The organism is Hymenobacter sp. M1-2 (assembly GCF_057808495.1).
The window spans coordinates 1-23,221 of the sequence record NZ_JBTYZO010000039.1 but is presented as its reverse complement, the minus strand read 5'-3'; the positions used below and the strand labels follow the sequence as shown (position 1 = coordinate 23,221).

The window sequence follows — 23,221 nt, the reverse complement described above, 5'->3', positions numbered from 1 at the left end:
AATAGCAAGATATTACCCAACAGCATCTTTCTACTTAACCCACGTTGCGACGTAGCCGCGTAGCGGCTAAAGGTTTGTAGCCTAAGCAATCGAAGTATGTGGCCGCGCCGCGTAGCGGTGCCAGAGACGCCCGCCAATCTAGCACCGCTACGCGGCGCGGGACGCTTCAGGCCGGTTTTTCTACAATCCTTAAGCCGCTACGCGGCTACTCTGCAACGCAGGTTACTAACTACTCACTACTTCCTCAAAACTGGAAGTAGATAAACGAGCCGGTGCTTTTCTGGGTCAGGGCGAGTACGATGAGCATGGCGGCCCAGGCCAGCCCCAGGCCCCACCAGGGCAGCCGCCCGGCTACGGTGGTTACGGAGGTGTCGCGCATCAGCCAGTGGCAGCCGAGCAAGGCCACCGTCACGAGCAGCACTTTGTACAGGGCCAGCGTCGTGAGAAGCAGCTTCTGCACGGGAATCACACCGAACATAGCTAGCAGTAGACGCGTGGCGGTGCCAAAATCGGGCGCCCGGAAGAAAACCCACGTAATCGTAACCAGCAGGAAAGTCAGCAGAGCCAGCCAGAACTGCGTGGCCTGCCGGCTCCTGCCCAGGCTGATGGGCACCACCGAAGCCTGCGTGACAACCGCCGCGGGGGCTACGGTCAGGGGCTGTTCGGGTAGCCGGGCCAGCCGGTTTCGGAACAGCCTTTCCACGCCCAGAAACAAGCCGTGCAGCCCGCCCCATACCACGAACGTCCAGCTGGCGCCGTGCCATAGGCCGCCCAGCAGCATGGTAATCATGAGGTTGAGGTAGGTGCGGGCCGGGCCGCGCTGGTTGCCGCCCAGCGGAATGTAGAGGTAGTCGCGCAGCCACGTGGACAAAGTGATGTGCCAGCGCCGCCAGAAATCGGAGAAGCCCACCGCCGCGTACGGGTAGCGAAAGTTGTCGGGCAGCACGAAGCCCAGGCACAGGGCCACGCCGATGGCGCAGGTGGAGTAGCCCGCGAAGTCGCAGAAAATCTGGCCGGAAAAAGCCAGTACACCCGCCCAGGCATCGAGCGGATGCAACGGAAACGGCACCCCAAACACAGAATCGGCGGTGTCGGCCAGCAGACCATCGGCAACGCCCACCTTCATAAATAGCCCCAGCGTGAGCAGAAACAGGCCCTGCGCCATCTGCTGCCGGGTAGCCTGGCGCGGCGTGTGGAACTGCGGAATCAAGTCGACGGGCCGCACAATGGGGCCCGCCACCAGGTGCGGGAAGAACGTGACGAACAGGGCAAAGTTGAGAAACGACTTTTCGGGCTCGGCCTGCCGGCGGTACACATCCAGCGTGTAGGAGAGCGTAACGAACGTGTAGAAGGAAATGCCCACCGGCAGAATCAGGTCGGGCTTGGCCGCGTGGAAGGCAATGCCCATAGCTCCGAGCAAGGCAGTGAAGTTTTCGAGCAGGAAGCCGCCGTACTTGAAGAAGGAAATCAGGCCCAGGTTCAGGGCCAGGCTCACGGTGAGCAGCAGCTTGCGGGGCACGGGCCGCTCCTCCTGGGCAATAAGCCGGGCAATGTAGAAGTCGACGGCCGTGGCCAGCCAGAGCAGCAGCACGAAGGGCGGATTCCAAACGGCGTAGAACAGGTAGCTGGCTAGCAGCAGGTTGATTTTCTTGGTTTTCCAGGAAAACGGCGCGTAGTGCAGCAGCAACAGCAGCCCGAAGAAAACGACGAACGTGTAGGAGTTGAAAACCATGCTTAGCGAGCCGTTAAGGTGGAAACTGCGGGCCGGGCCGCCACGGACGCGGTTTGAGCCACCGGCCACCCCGTTTTTTGCGTCATGATGCGAATAAAATCACGCGTGTACGTGCGGGCATCCGCCGGGCTCAGGTGCGACCATTCCGGGCAGGTATAGGCCGAAAGCTCCGGGTAGTCTTCGTAGTGAATGCCGGGCGCGCCGGTTTCGCGCAGCAGCCGGTCCCAGTATTTTGCTCGCGGGAAAGTCTTTTTCTCATGCGCCAGTAACTGGTTGCTGGAAGGCATCCGCACGAAGAGCACCTTCCCGCCTCGGCTCCGAATACGGGCCACATCGGCACTAACGGCCTTGAATATTCTCGTCAGCGCGCTATCGGGCATGGGTTTGGGAGGGCCGTTGGTTGCGTTGAACATCCAGATGTACTGCACCTGGTGCTGCATGGCGGTATCAGTCAGGAACTCCGGGGTCATGGTCGTTTGCCGGTCAAACAGATCCTGCTTGAACCGCGGCGGAAACGGCGGCCGCACCGCTACCCCCGGCCGGTTGGGAATGGGCAGCTGACTCAGCAGCCCGCTCAGGCTAAACCGCTCCGCATCAAGGAAAAGCAGCTCCGACTCCAGCCCCCGGTTGATGGCAAATCCAGCCCGTTGGGCAATGGACCACTTGGGGTAAAAGCTTACGCTCTTGCGGGCTTTCTTGTCCGGGGGGCTGCCATCGGGAGCGAAGAACAGCCCCTCGACCACCCCTACCAGCACCGTTCCGTGGAAGCGGGTATCCCGGGCTATATCGGCCAGCATGGGTCGGGGTGAGGTACCCACCATCGCCAGCTGGGTGGGGGCCTTTCCGGTGGCAGCTTTCCAAGTAGCTAAGTCCAGCCCAAACTTGACCCGCGAGGAACCGATTATCAACGGGTTGGCGGGGCTTGCCTGGTACACTCGCTCCCGATGATAGGCCCACAGCTCTTCGTTGTCGTCGTAGGAAGGCGTGAAGCCTTGTCGGCGCAGGTAGGCTTCCCAACCGACCAGGAACCCGGCCAACAAGACCAAAGCCAACAGCCCGGCTTTAGCGTAAGGAGACGTTTGCATGAGCGAAGCGGTTTAAGTGAAAAGTTCTTGAAATGAGGCGTGGCCCTGGGGTAGGCAGCCGCTGCATACGGAAGAAGCTGAGCTGCTATTGAGGCCCGCTCTCGTGGTCTGGCGTGGCATGTGTGGTGAGCACGAAGGCACCCAATGTTGCCTCGGAGACCTAGCTCAGCACCTGACCGAATGCCCCGCCGAATGATCAGCCAACGAGTGGTAAAGCCCAAAACCTCCTCCTACACGGGAGAGCGTAAGAGGCAGACGTAAACTCGCTATCAGCTTAGTGCAAAAAAACAGAGTCTCCCGAGCGAAGCCTTTTGCGCATGGTGCAGATACTTTTGACTTTGTTGCACAGCTGACCTATTTTGGGATTTTCTGTCCTTATTCTGCCTGCTTGCGTTGAGGCAAACATCAATTCTCCCTCTTGTACTCTTGCTAAGCGGCCAGCCCAAGGCTCCTATTGGATGGTGCCCACAACGCATAAAACCTAAAAGCCCCCCGAAATCTGTTTCGGGGGGCTTTTAGGTTTCAGCATCAGGACTAGCGAGTAATCAGTACCGGGCGGTGCAGCACTTGGTTAGGGAGCGTGATAGTTAGCGTGTACACGCCTACGGGCAGGTGGCGCACCGAAGCCCGCAACTCGAATGGGGCCTCGGTGGTCGGCGGCGGGCTGAGGCGCAGTACCTCGCGGCCTTGGGCATCGAACAGCCGGGCCTCCTGGACGCGGCTCTGGCTTGGGCCGCTCAGGCGCACGTGCAGCTCGTCGGCGGCGGGGTTGGGGAATACCTCCGCTTCCACCCGCGTAAGCGGCTCCATTGCCACCGTCACGACGGGCGAGAACTGGCTGTTACCGTCCAGGTCTACCTGGCGCAGGCGGTAGTAGAGCAGCGGCTGGCCGTAGCGGGTGGCGCGCTCGTCGGTCAGTTGGTAGCGGTGGGGCTGGGTGCTGGTGCCGTGGCCGGGCACCTGCGCCACCGCCCGGAACTCGCGGCCATCCAAGCTATTTTCCACCACGAAATAAGCATTATCCTGTTCCTGCGCCGTTTGCCAGCGCAGCAGTACATCGTCGGCCTGGCGCGTGGCCGTAAAGTTGACCAGCTCCACCGGCAAAGGCGAGGTCCCGATCGTACCGATTACCGTCTGGCTGAATGAAGTGAGCCCGCTAAACGTGACTGTGCCCGCAGTTGCATCAGCCACCGAAGCGGCGATGGGCGGATCGAAGGCGCCATCGCTGTTGCTGGGGCGCCGCAGCAGTTTCAGGGTGCTGGGCATGGCGGCATCGGCGGTGCTGATGTCGGCAGCGCCCAGCGTATAGGTCACGGCCGCGCTGAAATTCCCGCCGCCGTACCGATTGATGATCCAGTAAGTGTTGGCGAGCGTGTTGGTTAAGCCCGTGGGCTGGGTACCTAGCGGGCGGCCATCGAGCCGCGTCACCACCACCGTGGAGCTGGTAGAACCGGTAAAGTTGATGGCGGCGCGCGTGCCGGGGAATACCACGTTGCCACTGCCGCCCACGGCCTGGAGGCTGCTCACGCCAAAACCCACCGGGGCCGTGCTGGCTACGCGCGTTACGCCGCTGCCTATAAACGTTACCGGCACGCTGCTAAAGAGGGTAGACGCGTTGCCGCTGGCCTCGTTGAACTGCGAGTAAGTAGCCAATCCCGCTTCGTCGCCGCTGAGCACCAGATGGCGGCGCAGGCGTATCTCGTTTTGGCTCAAGGCTCGGGTCCACTGCGCTACTTCGTCTATATCGCCCTTGAAGAAGCTACTTGTTGCGCTGTTCAGCGCGCCTATATAGCGCGCCGACGTCCCGGTGGGCATCTCTCCAGGCATTTCAGACCTGATTAGGTTGCCATTGACGTAGAGTGAGAGCACCGTGCCATTGAACGTGGCAACTACGTGGTTCCACTCGTTCTGCGTCACGGTATTAGTGGGCGTCGTAAACGAAACCAGCCGACTCCCGGTGCCAAAACCTACTTCCACGCTGTTGTTTCCAGAAATAGAGATGTAGGGTGAGCGTTGAGCGTCACCACTTCCGGGGTCATAGCCCAGCACGCCATTCATAGTGCTGCCGCTGGCGGCCGCCGGCTTTACCCACAGTTCCTGCGTGTACCGCGTACCGAGCACCAAGTCGGGGTTGCTGATGCCAAGATCGACAAGGCCTAAGGCGGTTCCATTAAAGCGCAGCGCCTGTCCGGCCACCCGGCTCGCAGCTACTATCATTCGGTTCCCAGCGGGCGACACGACGGCGGGAGTGCGGCTTGTGCCACCGAGCGTAAACGAAGGCAAGGTGCCATCGAGCAGGTTGGCGGTAGCGGCTGTTGGAGCCACATCGTAGGCCAGCCAGAAGTAGTTGACGCCTGGTTGCAACGTCTGATTGCCGCTGATGCTGAAGGCCCCCGCGCCGGGCGTATTCAGGCTCCCAAACGGCGTGCTGGTAGCAAAGGTGTTGCTTGGGCCAGTGTAGTACACGTGGGCTGCGGCTACGTCGGCCGGCAGCGTCGTGCCCGCAGTAGTCAGGTTGAAGACCGTGGCGCTCAGCAGATTGTCGGTATTGGCGTCCATCGTCACCACGATGCGCAACAGGGCTTGGCTGGTGGCACCGGCCAGCACGTTGCCCGTGATTTGCTCGGTGGTGCTGCTCACGTACCCGGCATTGGCCACATCACTAATCGTGATCGTAAACGTCCGTTCAAAGAACTGACTGCGGACATTCGTGGCCCGTACCCGCACCGAATAGCTGCTCTGCGTCTCGAAATCAAACACAGCGTTAGTGCGCAGTTGGCTACCCATGATGGTGAAGGAGCTATTGTCAGCATCACCCACGCCAGGCACCAGCGTGTAGGTGTAGACTTGGCCCAATGCGGGGGCCGAAGCAGTTAAAGTGCCAACCAAGGTGTTAAGAGGCTGGTTTTCCGCTATGGTCGAATTGTTGAGGCTGATAGCTGTTGGCGTCGTGGTATCGACCGTAAAGCTGTTGGTGCTGCTGTCACTGACGTTGCCAATGGCATCGGTCGCCGTGGCCCGCACGGTATGGGAGCCATTGTTCAAGGGCGTGCCGGACGTGAAGTTCCAGTTGCCGCTGGCATTAGCCGTGGTTGTCCCAACAGAACTGCCATCAACAATGATGGTTACGGTAGTGCCGGCTTCGGCCGTTCCCGTGTAGGTAGGCGTGGTATCGGCGGTGGTGCTGCCGTTGGCCGGTGTTGTCACCACCGGCGGGGCGGGAGCGGTCTTATCAATGGTATAAACCTCGCCGGAGGTGAACGGTACGTTGGAAACCGCAGGCATCAGCCCGGTTGCACTAGTCAGGTCCAGCCGGATGGTGCCGCTGCCGGAACCCGTATTTATCGTCGCCGTGTACGTGGTGCCCACGCCTGATAAGCTGCTGATGCTGGCTCCCGTCACTCCGGTAGTGGTCAAGCTGAAATTACTGATGAAGAGTCCGGTAACATTTTGAGCGAACGTAACCGTGTATCTCACGCTACTGGCGTTGGTAGGCGAGGGATTGATTCGGTTGATGGAGGTAACGGTAGTAGTGCTGGCGGGCATCGTAAATTCTCGGATAGCTCCGTAGGCCGTACCCACCACGCTGGTGGCGTAAGCCCGGACGTAATACCTGATGCCGCCGGGCAGGTTCACGATTTGGGAGAAGCTGCCGGTACCCATGCTCATGGTTACTTTGGTAGCATTGGCAAGCGTGGGCGTAGCATTGGTTGAGCTGTACACCACCCCACGCTCGGTAACGGCCGCCGAACCAGCTGCCGTTACGTCGCCGCTCAGGCGAGCTGAGGTACTGCTTATGACAACAGGCGGTGTGGTAACCACCACCGGGTTTTCCTCCACTAACGCTACTCCCGCCATATTCTGGGTGGTTGGCAGGTCCAGGAAGATGCTAGGAAGGTTGTCGTCCAGGGCCAGAGCCCGTATTTTGGGCGTGACCGGGGGCATGAGCGTGCCATTGCCTGGCCGGGCAGTACCGTTGGTGGTGCTGGCATCTGCGCCGCTGAGCGCGTAGTATACCTGCGCCTGGACGCGTGAGATGAGGCTGAGCAGCAACGCGAGCAGTACGCAGGTAGTCGCCAGCCCTTGTTTTGGAGAGTAGTATTGTTTCATAACTGAGAGTAGGTAAGGCAAGGAGCTTAGTAGGATCAAGCCTACTCTTATAGATCCACACGCCCACAGGCGGCCGCGTGCTTTGTGAAATTGAAAGCAAATAAGCATAACAGTAAGTCAATGTGAAATACTGTATAAGATATGTTATATTAGTTTTCATACTAGATAGAGTCACTATATTTCTTCGATAATTTTCATTTAGCCCTTCCCTATTCCTTCCACTATCCCGCTGCGGTTGTGCTGTTCGCATACTTCTCAGGCGCTATCTACCTTCGCCTCTTGCTTAGCTCGCTCGTCACTCCCCTACTCTATGTCCGCTCAAGAACACCACCTACCCGTCACCCGCACGGCACGCTATTTTCAGCTGAATGAAGTATCGGCGCACACCCAGCAGGTATGGTTTGTGTGCCACGGCTACGGGCAGTTGGCCGAGTACTTCATCCGGCACTTCACCCCCCTCGCCACCGCCGACCCCTCGCTAGTGGTCATAGCGCCCGAAGGCTTGTCGCGCTTCTATCTGCAAGGCACCGGCGGCCGGATCGGGGCCACCTGGATGACGCGCGAAGACCGGCTCACCGAAATCGAGGACTACGTGGGCTACCTCAATCAGCTGGCAACTGCTGTATTACAAGCCGCGCCGGCGGCCGTGCAGGTCAAAGTGCTAGGCTTCTCGCAGGGAGCTGCCACCGTCAGCCGCTGGTTGGCCCGCGCTACTTTCCGGCCGGCCCAGCTCATTCTTTGGGCCGGCGCCTTCCCGCCCGACATGGAATTCACGGTTGCCACCCAGCTCGTCCGCGGCCTACCCGTCACGCTTGTTTACGGTGATGAGGACGAGTACGTCAAAACTGCCGATGTGGAAAAGCAGCGGGATTTTCTGCGTCAGCTCGGTGTCGAGCCAGAAATCATTGGCTTTGCCGGCAAGCACACGCTACAAACGGAAGTACTCCAACAACTGGCCGGCCAGTTGCAATAGTGGCAGAATGAAGCGCCCCTGCGGTCAATTAAAAAGGCCTCCCCTGACAGGGAGACCTTTTTGCTGGAGATACAAATCTAGTACGGGGCCGCTACTCGCGCCGAATGGCGGTGGCCGCCGCCTGCGCCGCGGGCAGCAGCAGGACTTCGGCAATATTCACGTGCGGGGGCCGTGTCACCATGAATTGAATCACGTCGGCCACATCTTCGGCTCGGAGGGGCTCGAAGCCTTTGTAAACCGTATCGGCGCGAGCCTCATCGCCTTTGAAGCGCACCACCGAAAACTCGGTCTCCACTGCCCCCGGGTTCACCTCCGCCACCCGAATATGGTGCGGCAGCAAGTCGAGGCGCATGGTTTTGGTGAGCATGGACACGGCGGCTTTGGAGGCACAATACACGTTCCCATTGGCGTAAGCCTCCTGCCCCGCAATAGAGCCGATATTGATGATGTGGCCCACGCGGCGGCGCGTCATGGCGGGCAGCAGGGCCCGGCTTACGTAGAGCAAGCCCTTCACGTTGCCGTCGAGCATGGTATCCCAATCTTCCAAGCTGCCCTCCTGAATCGGGGCTAGTCCGTGGGCGTTGCCGGCGTTGTTGATCAGCACATCCACCTCAGCAAATTGCGGCGGCAAACTGGCTACGGCGGCTTCCACGGCGGCCCGGTCGCGCACGTCGAAGGTGAGGATGTGCACGGGCGTGGGTGCCAGTTCTTGCGCTAGCTCTTCCAGCCGCTCCCGGCGCCGGCCCGTCACTACTAGCTGAAAGCCAGCCTTAGCCAGCGCCACGGCCGTAGCCCGGCCAATACCCGACGAAGCGCCGGTGATGAAAGCAGTGTGCATTTTTTTAATTGTTGAATGGTTGCATGGTTAAATGGTTGGTCGTTCTGATGTGTGCATTTAGAACGACCAACCATTTAACCATGCAGCCATTAAGCCATTCAACCTTACTCAAACGTCAGATACAGCGTAACGGTGTTGCTCCGTAGGCCTTGCAGGCTCCGGCTGTATACGTCGTTGCCGGGTTGGTACAGGTTCTTCAGGCCGTGCGAAAAGCGCAATTCTGGGGCGAACTTGAAGTACGGGTAGAACAGGTCCAGCCCCACGCCGTACTCGATGGCCAGGTCGCTGCTGGCGGTGGTGAGTTGATTTTTTTCCGGGTCTTTCCGGCGGGTGCCCACGTTCACGCTGGGCTTGATGCCGCCCACCATATACACCCGCGTGTTGCGCCGCCGCTCCGAATGGAACTTGAGCAGCAGTGGAAAATCCACCTGCGTGGCTCCCACTTCCTGATCCACTATCTCGTCGGGGTCGTTTTCGTTAACTGGGTTGGGCGTGTAGCCGGCGGGCTTGAATTCGATTTGACGCGTAATAAAGCTTACGCCCGGCGCAAAGCGCAGATTGAAATAGTCGCCTAACCGCGCATCACCCACGAAGCCGACCGAGAAGCCCGGGCTGATTATGGAATTGGCCGTAACGCCCTGGCTGGTGCCCTGGTTGGCAATGTAAGCGGCCGACTGCTCAATCTTGAAGCGCGAGAAGTGCGGCGCTATATAGAAGCCCGGATGAAACCATTTGTAGTCGTAGCCCGGCAAGTTGTCCACCGTGATGGACTTCACCTGGCCTCTGTTACCGCGCGAAATGCCGGTCCGGCTTTTCTTTTGCGCCTGTGCGCTCAGGGGCACGGCCAGCGCCAGCAGAACTGGCAGCGCCCAGCGGCCTATTTGTGTGCGGTATAAATGGAGCTGATGCCGAACGTGAGGGGTTGCCATGCGGGAGAAGTAAAGCCGACCTGCCGGAGAATAGCCAGAAAATCGGGGCCGTCCGGGAAAGCCTGCACCGATTCGGGCAGGTAAGTATAGGCGGCGCGGTCTTTGGAAATGAGTTTACCGAACACCGGCAAAATGTGCCGGAAATAGAAATTGTAGGCCTGCTTCATGGGGAAGGCCGTGGGTTTGGAAAACTCCAGAATCACGAGCTTGCCACCCGGCCGCAGCACGCGCCGCATTTCGGCCAGGCCAATAGCGAGGTTCTCAAAGTTGCGCACCCCAAACGAAGCTGTAACGGCATCGAAATGGTCGTCGGGGAAGGGCAGGTTCTCCGAGTCGCCGAGTTCGAGCTGAATGCGGCTGGCCAGGCCTTTGGCTTGCAGCTTGCGGCGCCCCACTTCCAACATGCCCTCCGAAATATCGACGCCCGTCACTTGCGCTTCGGCCGAAGCTGCCCGGAGCGTTTCAATGGCGAAATCGGCCGTGCCGGTGGCAATGTCCAGGATGCGGGCGGGCCGCAGCGCCTTCAGCTCGCCCACCGCCTTGCGCCGCCAGTAGATATCGGTACCAGCGCTCAGGAAGTGGTTCAGGAAGTCGTACTTCCCGGCAATGCTGTTGAACATGTGCGCCACCTGCGACTTCTTGCCAGCGGTGTCGTCTTTGTAGGGTACTACGGCCATAGTTCTGGGGCGAACAACGAAAGTTCGGGGGCGAAATTGCCCAAACATAACGCTGGTTCCGCCATTATGTTGAAAAAAAGCGGGCCGGGCAAATTGCCCGGCCCGCTTTTCTGGCTCATAAAAACAGCTTAGTTGTTGTCTGTCTTCACTTTGGTTTTCTCGCCGCTGGCGTCTTTGGCCTTCGAATCAATAGTACCTTCTTTGGTTTTAGTCTTCGATTCTTCGCCCGTAGCGCCCTTGGTTTTCACTTTCACTTTGTCGCTGTCCTCGTCCACTTTGGTTTTCACCTTGGTGCCATCGGCCAGCTTCACCTTGCTCTTGCCGGGCTGCAACTGCGTAGCGCCGCTCGAAGCGGGGGCAGTGGCGGGAGCTGCCGTCGTAGTGGGAGGTGCCATAGTTGGCATGGCCTCGCCTTCCTTCAGAATCACGCGGAACTCCACGCGGCGGTTGAGCTGCATGTTCTCCGGGGTATCGTTGGCCGCAGCCGGACGACGCTCGCCGTAGCTCACCGTCACCATGCGCGTTTCGCCAATGCCCTGCTTTTTCAGGTAATTGTAAGCGGCGTTGGAGCGGTTCTGGCCGAGCACGATGTTGTACTCGTCGGTGTTGCGCGAGTCGCAGTGGCCTTCGATGGAGATGTTAACGCCGGGGTTGGACTTCAGAATCGAGGTAATGTTGTTCAGCTCCGTGATGGACTCCGGCCGCAGCTTGTACTTGTCGGTATCGAAGTAAATCTTGTTGAAGGCAAAGATTCCGGTGCTCGTCGTGTCTACGTAGTCCACGTAGAAGTTCTTCTCTACCACCGTAGAGTCGTTGGTCGAAACGGGCACCGTGAATTCCTCGGTGGCAATGTTCTGCCCATCTCGGGAAGCGGCTACCTGATAGGTCCGGCCCGAAAGCACGCTCACCTGGTACAGGCCGTTGTCGGGCTTGGTTACGTCGCGGTAGCTCAGGGCCGTTTTATCGGCCTGCGTGCCACTGAACACCAGCTCTACGCCCGGAATGAACGTGCTGTCGCGCTTGCTAAACACTTTGCCCCGGATAATGGCGTTCTTGATGTAGTTGATGGTGTAAATGTCTTTCTCGCCGTAGCCGCCAATGCGGTAAGACGACAAATACGCGTACGAACCATCGGGGCTCAAACGATAGTAGGTGTCATCGTCGGGCGTATTCACGGGGTAGCCCATGTTCTCGGGGCGGCCCCACTTGTTGCCGATCGAGTCGTACTCCGACTTGAAAATGTCGTAGCCGCCCATGGTGTTATGGCCACGCGAAGCGAAGTACATCGTTTTGCCGTCGCGGCTCAGGTACGGGCTGTCGTCGTCGTACTTGGTGTTGATGGCGTTGCCGACGGTTTTAGCCGGTCCCCAGTCGCCGCCGGGCTGGCGGGTGGAGTAGTAAATATCTAGCGTACCGTCTTCCGAGTACTTGCCAGTGGAGAAGTAAATGGTGCGTCCATCCGGGGTGATGTATGCGTCCGACTCGAAGGCTTTCGAGTTGATATTGTCATTGAGCTTCTTAGGCTGCGTCCAGTCAGCGCCCGACTTCTCGGCGTACATGATGTCGCCGTTTTCGTCGTTGCGGTACATGAGCAGCTTCGTGTCGTTGTCGAAGATCTGAATCGACGCATCGTGGCCTTTGCCATTGAGCACGGTGCTCAGCGAGCGAGGCTTCTCCCAGTTCTGGTCGTCGATGCGCTTCGTCTCGTAGATGTTCTCGTAGTACTGTCCGTCGGCGGCGACTTTATTCTTGTCTTTTTTGCCTTTTGGTTCCTCAGCCACCGGCACATTGTTCATGTTGTCGGAGCGCGAGGTGAAGAGCAGCATTTTGTCATCTTGCGAGATAACCGGGCTGTGCTCCGAGTACGGCGTGTTTACCGTGGGGCCCAGGTTGTTCACGAAGATATCCTTGGGGCTATTGAACTGCACTTTGGCGTTCTTCGAGTGCTGGATCAGCTGCGCCAGTTCCACTTTACGCGTGTCCTTGGGCTTGAGCGAGGCATTGTACGCTTGGTAGTGCGCAATGGCCTCGTCGAAGTTATAGTTGAGGTGGTCTACCCGGCCTAGCCAATAGTTCACGTCCTTCGAAACCTTGGGCTTTAGCTTCTGCGCTTTGTAGATGTAGTCGCTGGCTTTCTCTTTGTCGAACGACATATAAGAAATACCGGCGCGGAACAAGGCAACGGCGTTGTTCGGCTCCTTGGCCAACACTTGCTCGTAGAAAGGGATGGAGGCCCGGTAGTTCTCTTGGTCGAAGAACTTGTTTGCGGTTTTCAGCTGCTTACGCACGCTCTGGGCCAGCGCGGGCTGGGCCACGGCCGCCGTAAGAGCTAAAGCGCAAGAGGCTTTCAATAACCTTCTGACTAAGTTGTCCATTTGAGGAGGGGGTTTGGAAATAAGGAGTTGCAAAAGGAAGATCCCCGGAGTGGCTAGCTGCCGTTTGCAGCTGGGTTTTCAGTGAGATGCCTCTTATACTGAAAACCACTCCTAGGGTTAAGCAGGGAACTATTTTTTTGGTGATGAAAAAGACTTAAGATGATTCCCTACGCAATTTATTTTTGGTTCATCACCGTTGCAGAGCACGGCAATTTGGGGGCAAAGATAGAAATTTTATAATACCACCTTAATCCCATCCAACTACCATAAATGTATAGCCTAAATACAAAAAAATGTATTCCGACTTGGCTTTTACTGTTACAGTAGGGGCTGTGAACCACGCAAATATAGAGGCGCTTTGTAAATTACAAGGATTTTCAACAAAAATTTACCCGTAAAAAATACCTAATTCCAAGCTCCGCCCGTAAACCGGCTACCTTTGTAGCCGCACCTTTTTTGCTGATACTGCTATATGAAAATTCGGGATGCTTCCTTTCTAATGAGTAATTCGCGCGTCGATCAATGCCCGCCGCCGACCTTGCCGGAGTATGCTTTCATTGGCCGCTCCAACGTGGGAAAATCCTCCCTCATCAATATGCTGACCGAGCGGCGTGGTTTAGCTAAAACGTCTTCCCTGCCCGGCAAAACCCAGCTTATCAATCATTTCATAATTAATAATGAGTGGTATCTCGTGGATTTACCGGGCTATGGTTACGCTAAAACCAGCAAAGAAAATCGAGTGAAATGGGGCCGCATGATTAATTTTTATCTGCGTCAACGTGAGAACTTAGCGTGTGTATTTGTGCTAATAGATTCGCGTCACCAAGCTCAGGCAGTGGACTTGGAATTTATGGAAATGCTCGGCAGTGAAGGCATTCCTTTTGTAATAGTATTTACCAAGGCCGATAAACAATCTGGGAGCCGGACGCACCAAAATGTGGTGGAGTACATGCAGAAAATGAGCGAAACCTGGGACGAGGTGCCGCGCCATTTTATTACGTCGGCGGAGGAAAAAACGGGCCGCGAGGAAGTGCTTGGCTTCATCGAGGAAGTGAACCGCCAACTAGCCCAAGCGCAAGAGAATGCGTAAATTGGCCCCGTAATTGTCTCGGCCTCCGCGAAGCCAGTACGGCTTTCATACCCCTTCTTTTCTTCTGTTTCCCCCTCATGAAAAAACTCACTCTCGCGCTGGCGCTGGGCCTGCTGGCTACCACCGCGCCCGCGCTAGCGCAGAAAACCAAAGTCAAGGTCAAGACTGACGGGCCGGCCCCGGACGCTCCTGCAGCGGCCGCCGAAGAAGCCCCGGCCGCTGCTGCCCACCAAGCGGGTGGCGTCAACAAAGCTATTCCGGTGGCTGAGTACTATGAAGGTGGCCAAGACGCGCTGTACGCCTTCATCGAGAAAGAGAAAAAGTATCCTATCCTAGCGCGTCGCAACCGGATTCAGGGTACGTGCATCGTTAGCTTCACGCTCACGACCAACGGCACGCTCGAAGGCATTAAGCTGGTGAAGAACATTGGGGGCGGCTGCGGCGAAGAAGCTTTGCGGGTGGTACGCCTGCTCCAGTTCAAAAAGCCCGATTACGCCATCCTAACCAGCTTGCCCATTGTGTTCAAGCTGACGCCTCCCGGCCAAGCCGGCGCGACTGAGTAACTTTGTCCTTTCCAACAACTGTTTTTACCCTATGCCCTACGACCTGAAGGAAATTGCCGCAATCAGCGGAATGCCCGGTCTGTACCGCCTCGTGAAGCCGACCCGCGCCGGCGTTATTGTGGAAGCCCTCGATGAGCGCGCTACCCGCTCCGTGGCCTCGGCCCGCAACAAGGTGTCACTGCTCCACGAAATTTCCATCTACACCCAGGACTACGACCAGACGGTGCCGTTGACGGAAGTATTCGACCGGATTCACCAGCAGCACGGCACCAGCCTGGCGCTCACGCACAAGTCCGACGACCGGGACCTGACGGCCTTTATGGGCGAGGTTATCCCCGATTACGACCGGGACCGGGTGTACATGTCCGACATCAAGAAACTGGTGCAGTGGTACCAGATTGTGAGCAGCCGCCTGGAATACCAAGCCCAGGCCGCCGAGGAAGCGCCAACTGAAGTTCCGACGGAGGAAGTTTTAGCTGAGACGTCGGTTACCACAGTGGAAACCTCGGCTGCACCGGAGAAGAAGCCCGCGAAAAAAGCCGCCGCAAAAACGACGGATGAAGTCGTTGCTGAGGCTGCGCCCAAGGCAAAAAAGAAAGCTGCCGCAGTGGAAGCCGAAACTTCGGAAGCGACCGAAAAGCCTGCGAAGAAAGCAGTGAAAAAGAAGGAATAACTTCCTTCTGATAAGTCATAAAAAAGCCCCGGCGCTAAGTAACACCGGGGCTTTTTTATGACTTAATTTTTCTGGCAATAGAGTTACAGAATTAAAAATCTGTGGGTGCTGCTTGCCGTTAATTTTCGTTAGGCTTCGGCATATTCCTTGGCCAAAAATTCTTCGGCCAAATTCACCAGCTCGGTTGAGCCAATAAATAAGGGGCACCGGTCATGCATGTCTTTGGGTTCTAATTCCATAGTTCGAACCCGACCGTCGCTGGACTTACCGCCGGCCTGCTCTACAATGAAAGCCAGCGGGTTACACTCGTACATCAGGCGCAGCTTGCCATTGGGCGACTTCTGCGTGGACGGATACATATAAATGCCGCCTTTGAGCAGGTTGCGGTGGAAATCGGCTACGAGTGAGCCAATGTAGCGGGCTGAATAGCCCTGTTCCTTGCAATTAGCCACAAAGGCCGTCATGCCGGGTGAGAATGAGGCGGAACTGCCTTCGTTCACGGAATAAACGGTGCCGGTCTGGGGCGTGATGATTTGCGGGTGCGAAAGGAAGAATTCGCCCAGGCTAGGCTCGTAGGTAAAGCCGTTGACGCCGTTGCCGGTGGTGTAAACGAGCATGGTGCTGGACCCGTAGATGACATAGCCAGCGGCCACCTGATGCGTTCCGGTTTGCAAGCAGTCGGCCATCGTGCCCTCGCTGCCGGTGGGCGACACGCGGCGGTAGATGCTGAAAATGGTGCCGATGCTCACATTCACGTCGATATTGGAAGAACCATCCAGCGGATCGATGGCGACGATGTACTTGCCTTGCACATTGCCGGTTTGGATGACTTCCTCGTCTTCTTCACTGATAATGGTACACACCTCGCCGCCGTTGCGCAGGGCCCGGATGAAGCGAATGTTGGCAATGACGTCGAGCTTTTGCTGGTCTTCGCCCTGCACGTTACGGTTGCCGTAGGCGCCGGCAATGTCGATGAGGCCGGAGCGGTTGATTTCGCGGTTCACGATTTTGGCGGCCAGCGCGATGTCGCGCAGCAGCTGCGACAATTCCCCGGTGGCATAGGGGAAGTCTTCCTGCTTACGCATGATAAAGCGGTCCAGGGTGGTGCCAACAGGCAGCGCCAGTTTGTCGTGTTGATTCATAAAAGAGTGAGGGAATGAGCGGGTGGGTTGGGGACTCAAAATTAAGCTTTTTCGGCTGTAGTGGAGAGAATATACGTTCAGCGGTACATTTGGGGCCATGCACGAATCGGCTCTATTGAAAGTTTACAAGTTCGGCGGCGCGTCGGTGAAGGACGCCGCAGCTATTCGCAATCTGGCGGGCATTGTCCGGCAGCACGGTGCCGGGGTGCCGCTGCTCATCGTGGTATCGGCGATGGGCAAAACCACCAACGCTCTGGAAGAAATCTATCAGCTGGCTCACAGCGGACAGGACTACACCGCGCCTTTCGCCGCCCTGCGCGACTTTCACCTCAACGTGGCCGCGGAGCTGGGCGTGGCTGACACGGCAGAAAGCCAAGAGCCTGCTCCTACCCTGGCGGCACTGTTTGAGCAGCTTGGCGACCAGCTAGCCACGCTCACTACCAGCGACTACGACAAGCAGTACGACCAAGTGGTGAGTTTTGGAGAGTTGCTAGCGACGCTCGTAGTAGCTCATGCACTCCAGGCGCAGTGGCTCGACTGCCGCCCGCTTGTTCGCACGGACCACACTTGGCGCGAGGGCCGCGTCGATTGGCCTACCACGGAGCGCACCCTGCGGGCCGAGGTAGCGCCGCTGCTGGCGCAAGGCCCAGTAGTGACGCAGGGCTTCCTGGGCGGCACGGCCAGCGGCCACACCACCACGCTCGGTCGCGAGGGCTCCGACTACACGGCCGCCATTCTGGCCTACTGCCTAGGCGCGGAGTCCGTAACAATTTGGAAGGACGTGGCCGGTTTGCTCAACGCGGACCCGAAGTTCTTCGAAGACACCGTGCGCTACCCGGAAATCAGCTACCAGGAAACCATCGAAATGGCGTACTACGGAGCCAGCGTCATTCACCCCAAAACCATCAAGCCGCTGGCGGTGCGGCAGATTCCGCTGTACGTGAAGTCGTTTGTGGACCCGGCCGCCGAGGGCACCAAGATTCACGACTGCCGCCACGGCTTGCTGGCGCCGGCTTTGATTCGGAAGGCCGGGCAGTGTTTGATTTCGTTTGAATCCAAGGACCTGACCTTCATTTCGGAGGAAAACCTGGAGGTGATCTTTGGAGCCCTAGCGCAGGTGCGGCTCAAAATCCACCTGATGCAAAACTCGGCCATTAGCTTCTCGGTGTGCACCGATTTCTCCGCCTATCGGCTCGATAAGCTGCTAGGCGTATTGCGGGAGCAGTTCACCATTCACTACAACACGGGCCTGGAGCTGTACACCATCAAGAACTACGATGCTGCGAGCATTCAGCGTCTCACCACAGGCCGGGAATTGCTGCTGGAGCAGCGCACGCGCCAGACGTTTCAGTTTGTGTGCCGGGGCAGCAGCAATGAGGTGGTGAAGTAGAAAGTCTATGGCGGAAACCCGATTTTCGCGCTACGAAAGTCGAACAATTTTGCCGGGCTGGGACTTATAGGCATATCTTTGCGGAGAATCATTCTTACCTAGTGGCCTTCTTTTCCGAACATACCCCGCCCACGAAGGGCCAACTACGTGACCGACTGGCTGAAGCTGGGTTGCGGGCTACGCGCCAGCGGCTGCTCATCCTGGAAAGTCTGTTGGTACTGCCCGGCCACCCCACGGCCGAACAAGTGCACCGGCGGGTGGTGAGCCAAGAGCCTAGCCTTTCCCTGGGCACGGTGTATAAGGCGTTGGACTCGTTTGTAGCGGCCGGCCTCACGCGCCGCGTAGCTTCGGCCGAAGGTGCCTCTCGCCGCTACGATGCCGATTGTTCGGCCCACCATCACCTGTTTTGCACCGACACGCAGGAAATCATCGACTACTGCGACCCGCAGCTGGACGCGCTGATTCAGAATTTTTTCGCTGCTCGTGGCCTGCAAGGCTTTCAGCCCCGCAGCTTCTCATTGCACATCACCGGGAGCAAGGTTTTAGGTGAAGAGGTGACAGGTAACAAGTGACAGGTGAGGAGGTAACAGGAAGCACTGCGGCCACTGCTTACCTGCAAAACTTCGTACGGCTCAGCAGTCCCTCCGCAATTCGTTGCTACTCACCTGTTGCGTGTCACTTCGTCACCTGTTACGTGTTCCCTTTCACTTGTCACCTAACATTCACCCCACTAATCACCTAATTACCAAAAAACATGGCAGTTCTCGTAGGCAAGCGTGCCCCTTCTTTCAAAGCCATCGCCGTTGTTGATGGCGAATTCGAGGAGGAATTTTCCCTCGACCGGTACCTGGGCAAGAAGCACGTCATCTTCTACTTCTACCCCGCTGACTTCACTTTCGTTTGCCCCACCGAAATCATTGCTTTTCAGGAGCGTCTGGCCGATTTTGAGGCCAAAGGCGTGGCCATTGTTGGCTGCTCGACCGATACGCACTTCTCCCATTTCGCCTGGCTGCAAACCCCACGCGACAACGGTGGCATTGAGGGCGTAACCTACCCGCTGGTAGCCGACGCCACCAAAACCATTACGGCCAACTACGACGTGCTCGGCGGCCACTACGACTACAACGAGGCAGGCGAAATGACCTTCGTAGGCTCGCCCCTCGCCTACCGCGGCCTGTTCCTCATCGACAAAGACGGCATCGTGCGCCACCAAGTAGTGAACGATGGTCCCCTGGGCCGTAGCATCGACGAGGCCATGCGCATGGTAGATGCCCTGCAATACTTCGAAGTGAAAGGGGAAGTGTGCCCCGCCAACTGGGAAGAAGGCAAAGAGGCTATGTCGGCCACCCGCGAAGGCGTAGCCAACTACCTCGGCAAGCATCACTAATTCGATGTGCTGATTGGTTGATGTGCTGATGTGCTGGTTTTTTAGCGCCTTCGGCACGTTTGAAGAGCCCCGGGCGCTGGCGCGTTCGGGGCTTTTTTATTTGGGTGCGGACTTGCGGTGGGAGGTGCCTACTTTTGCAGCACAAAGCCGGCGCGGATGGTAGAGTTATATGATAAACGGCGGGCTTGTACGATGCAGGCGCGACAGTTCATCTAACCTACCGGCGCTCATGCCTTTAAAACTCGCTCCAACACCACCCCATAGAAAGGACAGTTCCCCAGCCCCATCGAGAATCAGCACATCAGCACATCAAAAAATCAGCACATCAACTATTGCTTTTCCTGTATACCATAGCTCTGCGCCTGTATGCTTTGCTGCTGCGGCTGGTGGCACCCTTCGTGCCGAAGGCGGCGCAGTGGGTGCGCGGGCGGCAGGAACTACTGCCGCGCATAGCGGCGGCGCTGCAACACGAAACGGCGCCGCTGGCGTGGTTTCACTGCGCTTCGCTGGGCGAGTTTGAGCAGGGCCGGCCTTTGATGGAAGCCTACGCGGCCCGCTACCCGACGCATAAAATCGTGCTCACGTTCTTCTCGCCTTCCGGCTACGAGGTGCGCAAAAACTGGCCGGGAGCTGCTTACATCTTCTACCTGCCCCTCGACACGGCCGCCCATGCCCGCGCCTTTCTGGATGCTGTACGGCCCCGGCTGGCAGTATTCGTGAAGTACGAGTTCTGGTATTACTTTCTGGCGGAGTTGAAGCGCCGGCAGATTCCTACTATTTCAGTGTCGGCCATCTTCCGGCCGGAGCAGGCGTTTTTTCGGCCTTGGGGCGGCTTCTTCCGGCGAATGCTGAGCTGCTTCACGCACATTTTCACCCAGAACGAAGAGTCGGTGGCGCTGCTGCGGGCGGCGGGCATCACGCAAGCCTGCGTAGCCGGCGACACGCGTTTCGACACGGTGGTGCGGACGGCGTCGGCCCCGCCCCGCGTGCTGCCGCTCGTCGACGCTTTCACGGAGGACTGGGTACCGGTATTTATTATTGGCAGCAGCTGGCCTGAAGATCTGCCGGCCCTCACGCCGCTGCTGCGCCAGTATGCGGGGCAGCTGCGCTTCATTGTAGCGCCGCACGAAATCAGCGAAACCAACCTGCGGCTGGTGGAAGAAGCCCTGCCGGGCCAGGTGGTGCGCTATTCCCGCGCTGAGCCCACCACCGTAGCGCAGGCCCGCATGCTGCTCATGGACAACGTGGGCCTGCTCAGCCAGCTGTACCGTTTCGGGCACTTTGCCTACATCGGGGGAGCGTTTGGCAAGGGTCTGCACAACACGCTGGAGGCCGCGGCCTTCGGGCTGCCGCTGTTTTTCGGGCCTACCTACCATAAGTTTCAGGAAGCCAAAGACCTTGTAGCATTGGGCTGCGCTTTTCCAGTGACGTCGGCGGAGGAACTGCTCACGGCTTTCGGGTTGCTCTTTCATCAGGAAGAAGCCCGCCTCAAGGTGCAAGATTTGAGCTTAGACTACGTACACGACCACAGCGGCGCCACCGGCAAGATTATGCAGTGGCTTTCTTCTATCAATGAGTGAATGAAGAAATGAGTGCATGAGTGAAGGTCGTTCTACTAGCTCGGCACCGCTCTTATTCGCTCATCCACTCATTTATTCATTCACTTATTCTCCCAATGACCGGCATTATCGTTAAATCTACGGGCTCCTGGTACGTGGTGCGGGAGGCAGGCACGGGGCAGTTGCACCGCTGCCGGCTGCGCGGCAAGTTCAAGCACAAGGGGCTGAAAGTGAGCAACCCGCTGGCCGTGGGCGACCAAGTGGACTTTACGGTGGAGGAGCAGACCGAAGGAGCGGGCGTAATTCACCACATCGAGCCGCGCCGCAACTACATCATTCGCCGCTCGGTGCACAAGAGTGAACACGCGCACATCGTGGCCGCCAACCTCGACCAGGCCATGCTGGTCGTGACGCTGGCTTCGCCGGCTACGTCGTTTGGGTTTATTGATCGGTTTCTGGTTACGGCGGAGGCCTATCATATTCCCGTCACGCTGCTTTTCAACAAGACTGACCTCTACGACGAAGACTTGGCCGACTATCAGGAGCAGATTCTGAAAATGTATCAGCGCGTAGGCTACCCCGGTCTACGCTGCTCCGCGCACACCGGCGAAGGCGTAGCCGACATCGACGCACTGCTTGAGGGCCGCACCACCCTACTTTCGGGTCATTCGGGCGTGGGTAAAAGCACACTCATCAATGTCTTAGTGCCCGACCTGGACTTGAAGACGGCGGAAATCAGTGAGTTTTCGGATAAGGGCGTGCATACCACCACCTTCGCCGAAATGCTGGAAGTGCGCCCCGGCACCTTCCTCATCGATACGCCCGGTATCAAGGAGCTGGGTCTCGTGGACGTGAAGGCTGGTGAGCTGGCCCACTATTTCCCCGAAATGCGCGCCCTGCTCAACCAGTGCCGCTATCACAACTGCCAGCACCTGCATGAGCCCGGCTGCGCCGTCCGCGAAGCCGTGGACAAAGGTAAAATTGCCCTCCCGCGCTACGACAGCTACGTGAGTATGCTACAAGGCGAGGATAATAGGAAGTGATTTAATGTGCTAATTTTTCGATGTGCTGATGTGCTGGTTATCGTTGTTTTAGGCACGCAATAATCGGCAGTGAATGAAGAAGGGCTACGCTTACTACCAATGGTAGAGGAGTAGCCCTTCTTTATTCTTCCTTAAACCCCTGCCGATCAGCAGGAGTTGTTTTGCCTGGTTGGCATGGCCAAAAGCGTGCGGGCCGGAACGTCCGGCAATTCCTCACTCCAAGGACTACTCTTCTAAGGGTAGGATTACGCCGTCGATGACATGGGTGACGCCGTTGCTGGATATTACATCGGGAATTTGGACGTTGACGGGGGCGTCTTTGCCGTTGCTCAGCATCACCTTGCCGTCCTTCACCGAGATTGTCAGTTTGCGGCCATTAACGGTGGTTAGCTGTTGGCCGTCTTGCAGGTCTTGAGCCAGCAGGCGGCCAGCAATGACGTGGTAGGTGAGCACGCCTTTGAGTTTATCCTTGCTTTCGGGCTTGAGTAGGCCCTCAAGCGCCCCTTTGGGCAGCTTGTCGAAAGCGGCATTGGTGGGGGCAAAAACGGTGAACGGGCCCGCGCCGCTGAGCGTGCCGTCAAGGCCGGCGGCTTTCACGGCTTTTACTAGCGTGGTTACGCTGCTGGCTTGCACGGCGTTCTGCACGATGGTTTTGTCGGGGGTCATCGGTACGCCATCTACCATTACGCCTTCGGATTTACCCATACGGGCGGAGTCAGTCATCATGGCTGCCGAATCGACGGTGGCGGCTGTGTTTTCCGTGGAAGCCGCGGCATTTTCGCCGGCTTTGTCGCCGCTGCCGCAGCTGCTGAGGGCGAGCAGGCCCGTGGAAAGTAGGCTCAGGGACAGGATGCGCAAGGTTTTCTTCATGAGGGGAAAGGATGAGGGTTGTGGTGAGGAAAGAGAAAGTGAGAGGTGGGGCGGGCCGCGTGTGGAGCGCGAGGCCGGGTCGCATTCCTTACGGAACCCAGCCGTAAGGAGGATGTTTTCCGACTATCAAACTTGGCTACCTTTGCCCCGGGCCGCGTTTGCCGGCCCGCACTTGCTCGGCAAGTGCTTTTTCTACCCGTTTCTAGCCGCTTATGAAAACCGCCGAAATCCACACCAGCAAAGGCGTCATGAAGCTGGAGTTCTTCGAAGAAGATGCTCCCAAAACCGTCAAGAACTTCACCGATCTGGCCCAGCAAGGCTACTACGACGGCCTCAAGTTTCACCGTGTCATTCCCAACTTCGTCATTCAGGGTGGCTGCCCCAACACCCGCGACGGCGCCAACGGCACGCCCGGCACCGGCGGCCCCGGCTACACCATCCCCGACGAGCTGACCGGCAACAACCAGTACCACGACCGGGGCATCGTGAGCATGGCCAAGACGCCGGCCCCCAACTCCGGTGGCTCGCAGTTCTTCATCTGCCACTCCCGCGACCAAACCGCCGGCCTCGACCGCAAACACACCGTGTTCGGCAAAGTAGTGGAAGGTCTGGACGTTATCGACCAAATCCGGGTCAATGACCGGATTGAGAAGATTGTAGTGACGGAGGCGTAACCTCACCCCCTAGCCCCCTCTCCTAGGGGAGAGGGGGGACTAGCTTTTAACCTCGTACTAGGTTGTACGGACAATTAGCGCAGCCACAACAAGGCCGCAACGAAATGGACC

Annotated in this window: 19 protein-coding genes; 10 read left to right on the top strand and 9 right to left on the bottom strand. The window is 57.9% G+C overall.

The window, feature by feature from the left end; genetic code table 11:
- Window positions 1-244: 244 nt before the first annotated feature.
- The 3 genes from ACYSMN_RS24610 to ACYSMN_RS24600 form a co-directional block, all read right to left on the bottom strand.
- Entirely contained in the window at window positions 245-1,732 is a 1,488-nt protein-coding gene (locus tag ACYSMN_RS24610) for an MBOAT family O-acyltransferase (RefSeq protein WP_488926588.1), read from the bottom strand.
- Between the two features lie 2 nt (window positions 1,733-1,734).
- Window positions 1,735-2,817 (bottom strand): hypothetical protein, encoded by a 1,083-nt coding sequence (locus tag ACYSMN_RS24605; RefSeq protein ID WP_488926587.1) that lies wholly within the window; start codon window positions 2,815-2,817, stop codon window positions 1,735-1,737.
- A gap of 534 nt (window positions 2,818-3,351) precedes the next feature.
- A complete protein-coding gene (locus ACYSMN_RS24600; RefSeq protein ID WP_488926586.1) occupies window positions 3,352-6,927 on the bottom strand; it encodes a LamG-like jellyroll fold domain-containing protein in 3,576 nt (1,191 codons plus the stop codon).
- 310 nt (window positions 6,928-7,237) lie between these two features.
- Here ACYSMN_RS24600 and ACYSMN_RS24595 point away from each other — a divergent pair, with 310 nt between their 5' ends.
- Window positions 7,238-7,900 carry an alpha/beta hydrolase gene (locus tag ACYSMN_RS24595; protein ID WP_488926585.1) on the top strand — a complete coding sequence of 221 codons (663 nt, stop codon included), beginning with the start codon at window positions 7,238-7,240 and terminating at the stop codon, window positions 7,898-7,900.
- Window positions 7,901-7,991: 91 nt separating this feature from the next.
- On the opposite strand, the gene ACYSMN_RS24590 is transcribed toward ACYSMN_RS24595, so the two are convergent.
- The 4 genes from ACYSMN_RS24590 to ACYSMN_RS24575 form a co-directional block, all read right to left on the bottom strand.
- Window positions 7,992-8,738, bottom strand: a complete 747-nt coding sequence (locus ACYSMN_RS24590; protein ID WP_488926584.1) for an SDR family NAD(P)-dependent oxidoreductase — start codon at window positions 8,736-8,738, stop codon at window positions 7,992-7,994.
- A 104-nt stretch (window positions 8,739-8,842) separates the two neighbouring features.
- A complete protein-coding gene (gene porT / locus ACYSMN_RS24585; RefSeq protein WP_488926583.1) occupies window positions 8,843-9,667 on the bottom strand; it encodes a type IX secretion/gliding motility protein PorT/SprT in 825 nt (274 codons plus the stop codon).
- Entirely contained in the window at window positions 9,616-10,344 is a 729-nt protein-coding gene (gene ubiE, locus ACYSMN_RS24580; protein ID WP_488926582.1) for a bifunctional demethylmenaquinone methyltransferase/2-methoxy-6-polyprenyl-1,4-benzoquinol methylase UbiE, read from the bottom strand. Before ubiE ends, porT begins: the two co-directional genes overlap by 52 nt.
- Before the next feature lie 128 nt (window positions 10,345-10,472).
- Window positions 10,473-12,695, bottom strand: coding sequence for an OmpA family protein (locus ACYSMN_RS24575; RefSeq protein WP_488926581.1), 2,223 nt, complete (start codon window positions 12,693-12,695; stop codon window positions 10,473-10,475).
- 496 nt (window positions 12,696-13,191) lie between these two features.
- On the opposite strand from ACYSMN_RS24575, the gene yihA reads away from it, so the two are divergent.
- From yihA to ACYSMN_RS24560, 3 genes are all read left to right on the top strand, one after another.
- The gene (gene yihA, locus ACYSMN_RS24570; RefSeq protein ID WP_488926580.1) at window positions 13,192-13,809 is read left to right on the top strand and encodes a ribosome biogenesis GTP-binding protein YihA/YsxC; all 618 of its coding nucleotides are present in this window, start codon (window positions 13,192-13,194) and stop codon (window positions 13,807-13,809) included.
- A 77-nt stretch (window positions 13,810-13,886) separates the two neighbouring features.
- A complete protein-coding gene (locus ACYSMN_RS24565; protein WP_488926579.1) occupies window positions 13,887-14,372 on the top strand; it encodes an energy transducer TonB in 486 nt (161 codons plus the stop codon).
- Between the two features lie 31 nt (window positions 14,373-14,403).
- Window positions 14,404-15,045, top strand: coding sequence for a DUF5606 family protein (locus ACYSMN_RS24560; RefSeq protein ID WP_488926578.1), 642 nt, complete (start codon window positions 14,404-14,406; stop codon window positions 15,043-15,045).
- Between the two features lie 128 nt (window positions 15,046-15,173).
- Here ACYSMN_RS24560 and fbp read toward each other — a convergent pair whose 3' ends face one another.
- Window positions 15,174-16,187 carry a class 1 fructose-bisphosphatase gene (fbp, locus tag ACYSMN_RS24555; RefSeq protein WP_488926577.1) on the bottom strand — a complete coding sequence of 338 codons (1,014 nt, stop codon included), beginning with the start codon at window positions 16,185-16,187 and terminating at the stop codon, window positions 15,174-15,176.
- Window positions 16,188-16,284: 97 nt separating this feature from the next.
- Here fbp and ACYSMN_RS24550 point away from each other — a divergent pair, with 97 nt between their 5' ends.
- The 5 genes from ACYSMN_RS24550 to rsgA all read left to right on the top strand — a co-directional run bounded on the left by ACYSMN_RS24550 (window position 16,285) and on the right by rsgA (window position 21,566).
- Window positions 16,285-17,577: an aspartate kinase gene (locus tag ACYSMN_RS24550; protein ID WP_488926576.1), complete on the top strand. Its 1,293-nt coding sequence runs from the start codon at window positions 16,285-16,287 to the stop codon at window positions 17,575-17,577.
- A gap of 101 nt (window positions 17,578-17,678) precedes the next feature.
- Window positions 17,679-18,149: a Fur family transcriptional regulator gene (locus ACYSMN_RS24545; RefSeq protein WP_488926575.1), complete on the top strand. Its 471-nt coding sequence runs from the start codon at window positions 17,679-17,681 to the stop codon at window positions 18,147-18,149.
- A gap of 182 nt (window positions 18,150-18,331) precedes the next feature.
- Complete coding sequence (locus ACYSMN_RS24540; RefSeq protein ID WP_488926574.1) at window positions 18,332-18,964, top strand: peroxiredoxin; 633 nt, start codon at window positions 18,332-18,334, stop codon at window positions 18,962-18,964.
- 332 nt (window positions 18,965-19,296) lie between these two features.
- The gene (locus ACYSMN_RS24535; protein WP_488926573.1) at window positions 19,297-20,544 is read left to right on the top strand and encodes a 3-deoxy-D-manno-octulosonic acid transferase; all 1,248 of its coding nucleotides are present in this window, start codon (window positions 19,297-19,299) and stop codon (window positions 20,542-20,544) included.
- A 95-nt stretch (window positions 20,545-20,639) separates the two neighbouring features.
- Window positions 20,640-21,566: a ribosome small subunit-dependent GTPase A gene (gene rsgA / locus ACYSMN_RS24530; protein WP_488926572.1), complete on the top strand. Its 927-nt coding sequence runs from the start codon at window positions 20,640-20,642 to the stop codon at window positions 21,564-21,566.
- A 225-nt stretch (window positions 21,567-21,791) separates the two neighbouring features.
- Here the strand turns inward: rsgA and ACYSMN_RS24525 are convergent, their stop codons facing one another.
- Window positions 21,792-22,436 carry a fasciclin domain-containing protein gene (locus tag ACYSMN_RS24525; protein ID WP_488926571.1) on the bottom strand — a complete coding sequence of 215 codons (645 nt, stop codon included), beginning with the start codon at window positions 22,434-22,436 and terminating at the stop codon, window positions 21,792-21,794.
- A 212-nt stretch (window positions 22,437-22,648) separates the two neighbouring features.
- Between ACYSMN_RS24525 and ACYSMN_RS24520 the strand changes: the two genes are divergently transcribed.
- Window positions 22,649-23,110 carry a peptidylprolyl isomerase gene (locus ACYSMN_RS24520; protein ID WP_488926570.1) on the top strand — a complete coding sequence of 154 codons (462 nt, stop codon included), beginning with the start codon at window positions 22,649-22,651 and terminating at the stop codon, window positions 23,108-23,110.
- Window positions 23,111-23,221: the final 111 nt, after the last annotated feature.

Excerpts from the sequence above, each read along its gene's own strand:
- rsgA (WP_488926572.1), top strand. The coding sequence starts at position 20,640 with ATGACCGGCATTATCGTTAAATCTACGGGCTCCTGGTACGTGGTGCGG.
- ubiE (WP_488926582.1), bottom strand. The coding sequence starts at position 10,344 with ATGGCCGTAGTACCCTACAAAGACGACACCGCTGGCAAGAAGTCGCAG.
- ACYSMN_RS24600 (WP_488926586.1), bottom strand. The coding sequence starts at position 6,927 with ATGAAACAATACTACTCTCCAAAACAAGGGCTGGCGACTACCTGCGTA.
- ACYSMN_RS24550 (WP_488926576.1), top strand. The coding sequence starts at position 16,285 with ATGCACGAATCGGCTCTATTGAAAGTTTACAAGTTCGGCGGCGCGTCG.
- ACYSMN_RS24560 (WP_488926578.1), top strand. The coding sequence starts at position 14,404 with ATGCCCTACGACCTGAAGGAAATTGCCGCAATCAGCGGAATGCCCGGT.
- yihA (WP_488926580.1), top strand. The coding sequence starts at position 13,192 with ATGAAAATTCGGGATGCTTCCTTTCTAATGAGTAATTCGCGCGTCGAT.
- ACYSMN_RS24520 (WP_488926570.1), top strand. The coding sequence starts at position 22,649 with ATGAAAACCGCCGAAATCCACACCAGCAAAGGCGTCATGAAGCTGGAG.
- fbp (WP_488926577.1), bottom strand. The coding sequence starts at position 16,187 with ATGAATCAACACGACAAACTGGCGCTGCCTGTTGGCACCACCCTGGAC.
- ACYSMN_RS24565 (WP_488926579.1), top strand. The coding sequence starts at position 13,887 with ATGAAAAAACTCACTCTCGCGCTGGCGCTGGGCCTGCTGGCTACCACC.
- ACYSMN_RS24525 (WP_488926571.1), bottom strand. The coding sequence starts at position 22,436 with ATGAAGAAAACCTTGCGCATCCTGTCCCTGAGCCTACTTTCCACGGGC.
- ACYSMN_RS24590 (WP_488926584.1), bottom strand. The coding sequence starts at position 8,738 with ATGCACACTGCTTTCATCACCGGCGCTTCGTCGGGTATTGGCCGGGCT.
- ACYSMN_RS24610 (WP_488926588.1), bottom strand. The coding sequence starts at position 1,732 with ATGGTTTTCAACTCCTACACGTTCGTCGTTTTCTTCGGGCTGCTGTTG.
- ACYSMN_RS24605 (WP_488926587.1), bottom strand. The coding sequence starts at position 2,817 with ATGCAAACGTCTCCTTACGCTAAAGCCGGGCTGTTGGCTTTGGTCTTG.
- ACYSMN_RS24595 (WP_488926585.1), top strand. The coding sequence starts at position 7,238 with ATGTCCGCTCAAGAACACCACCTACCCGTCACCCGCACGGCACGCTAT.
- porT (WP_488926583.1), bottom strand. The coding sequence starts at position 9,667 with ATGGCAACCCCTCACGTTCGGCATCAGCTCCATTTATACCGCACACAA.
- ACYSMN_RS24540 (WP_488926574.1), top strand. The coding sequence starts at position 18,332 with ATGGCAGTTCTCGTAGGCAAGCGTGCCCCTTCTTTCAAAGCCATCGCC.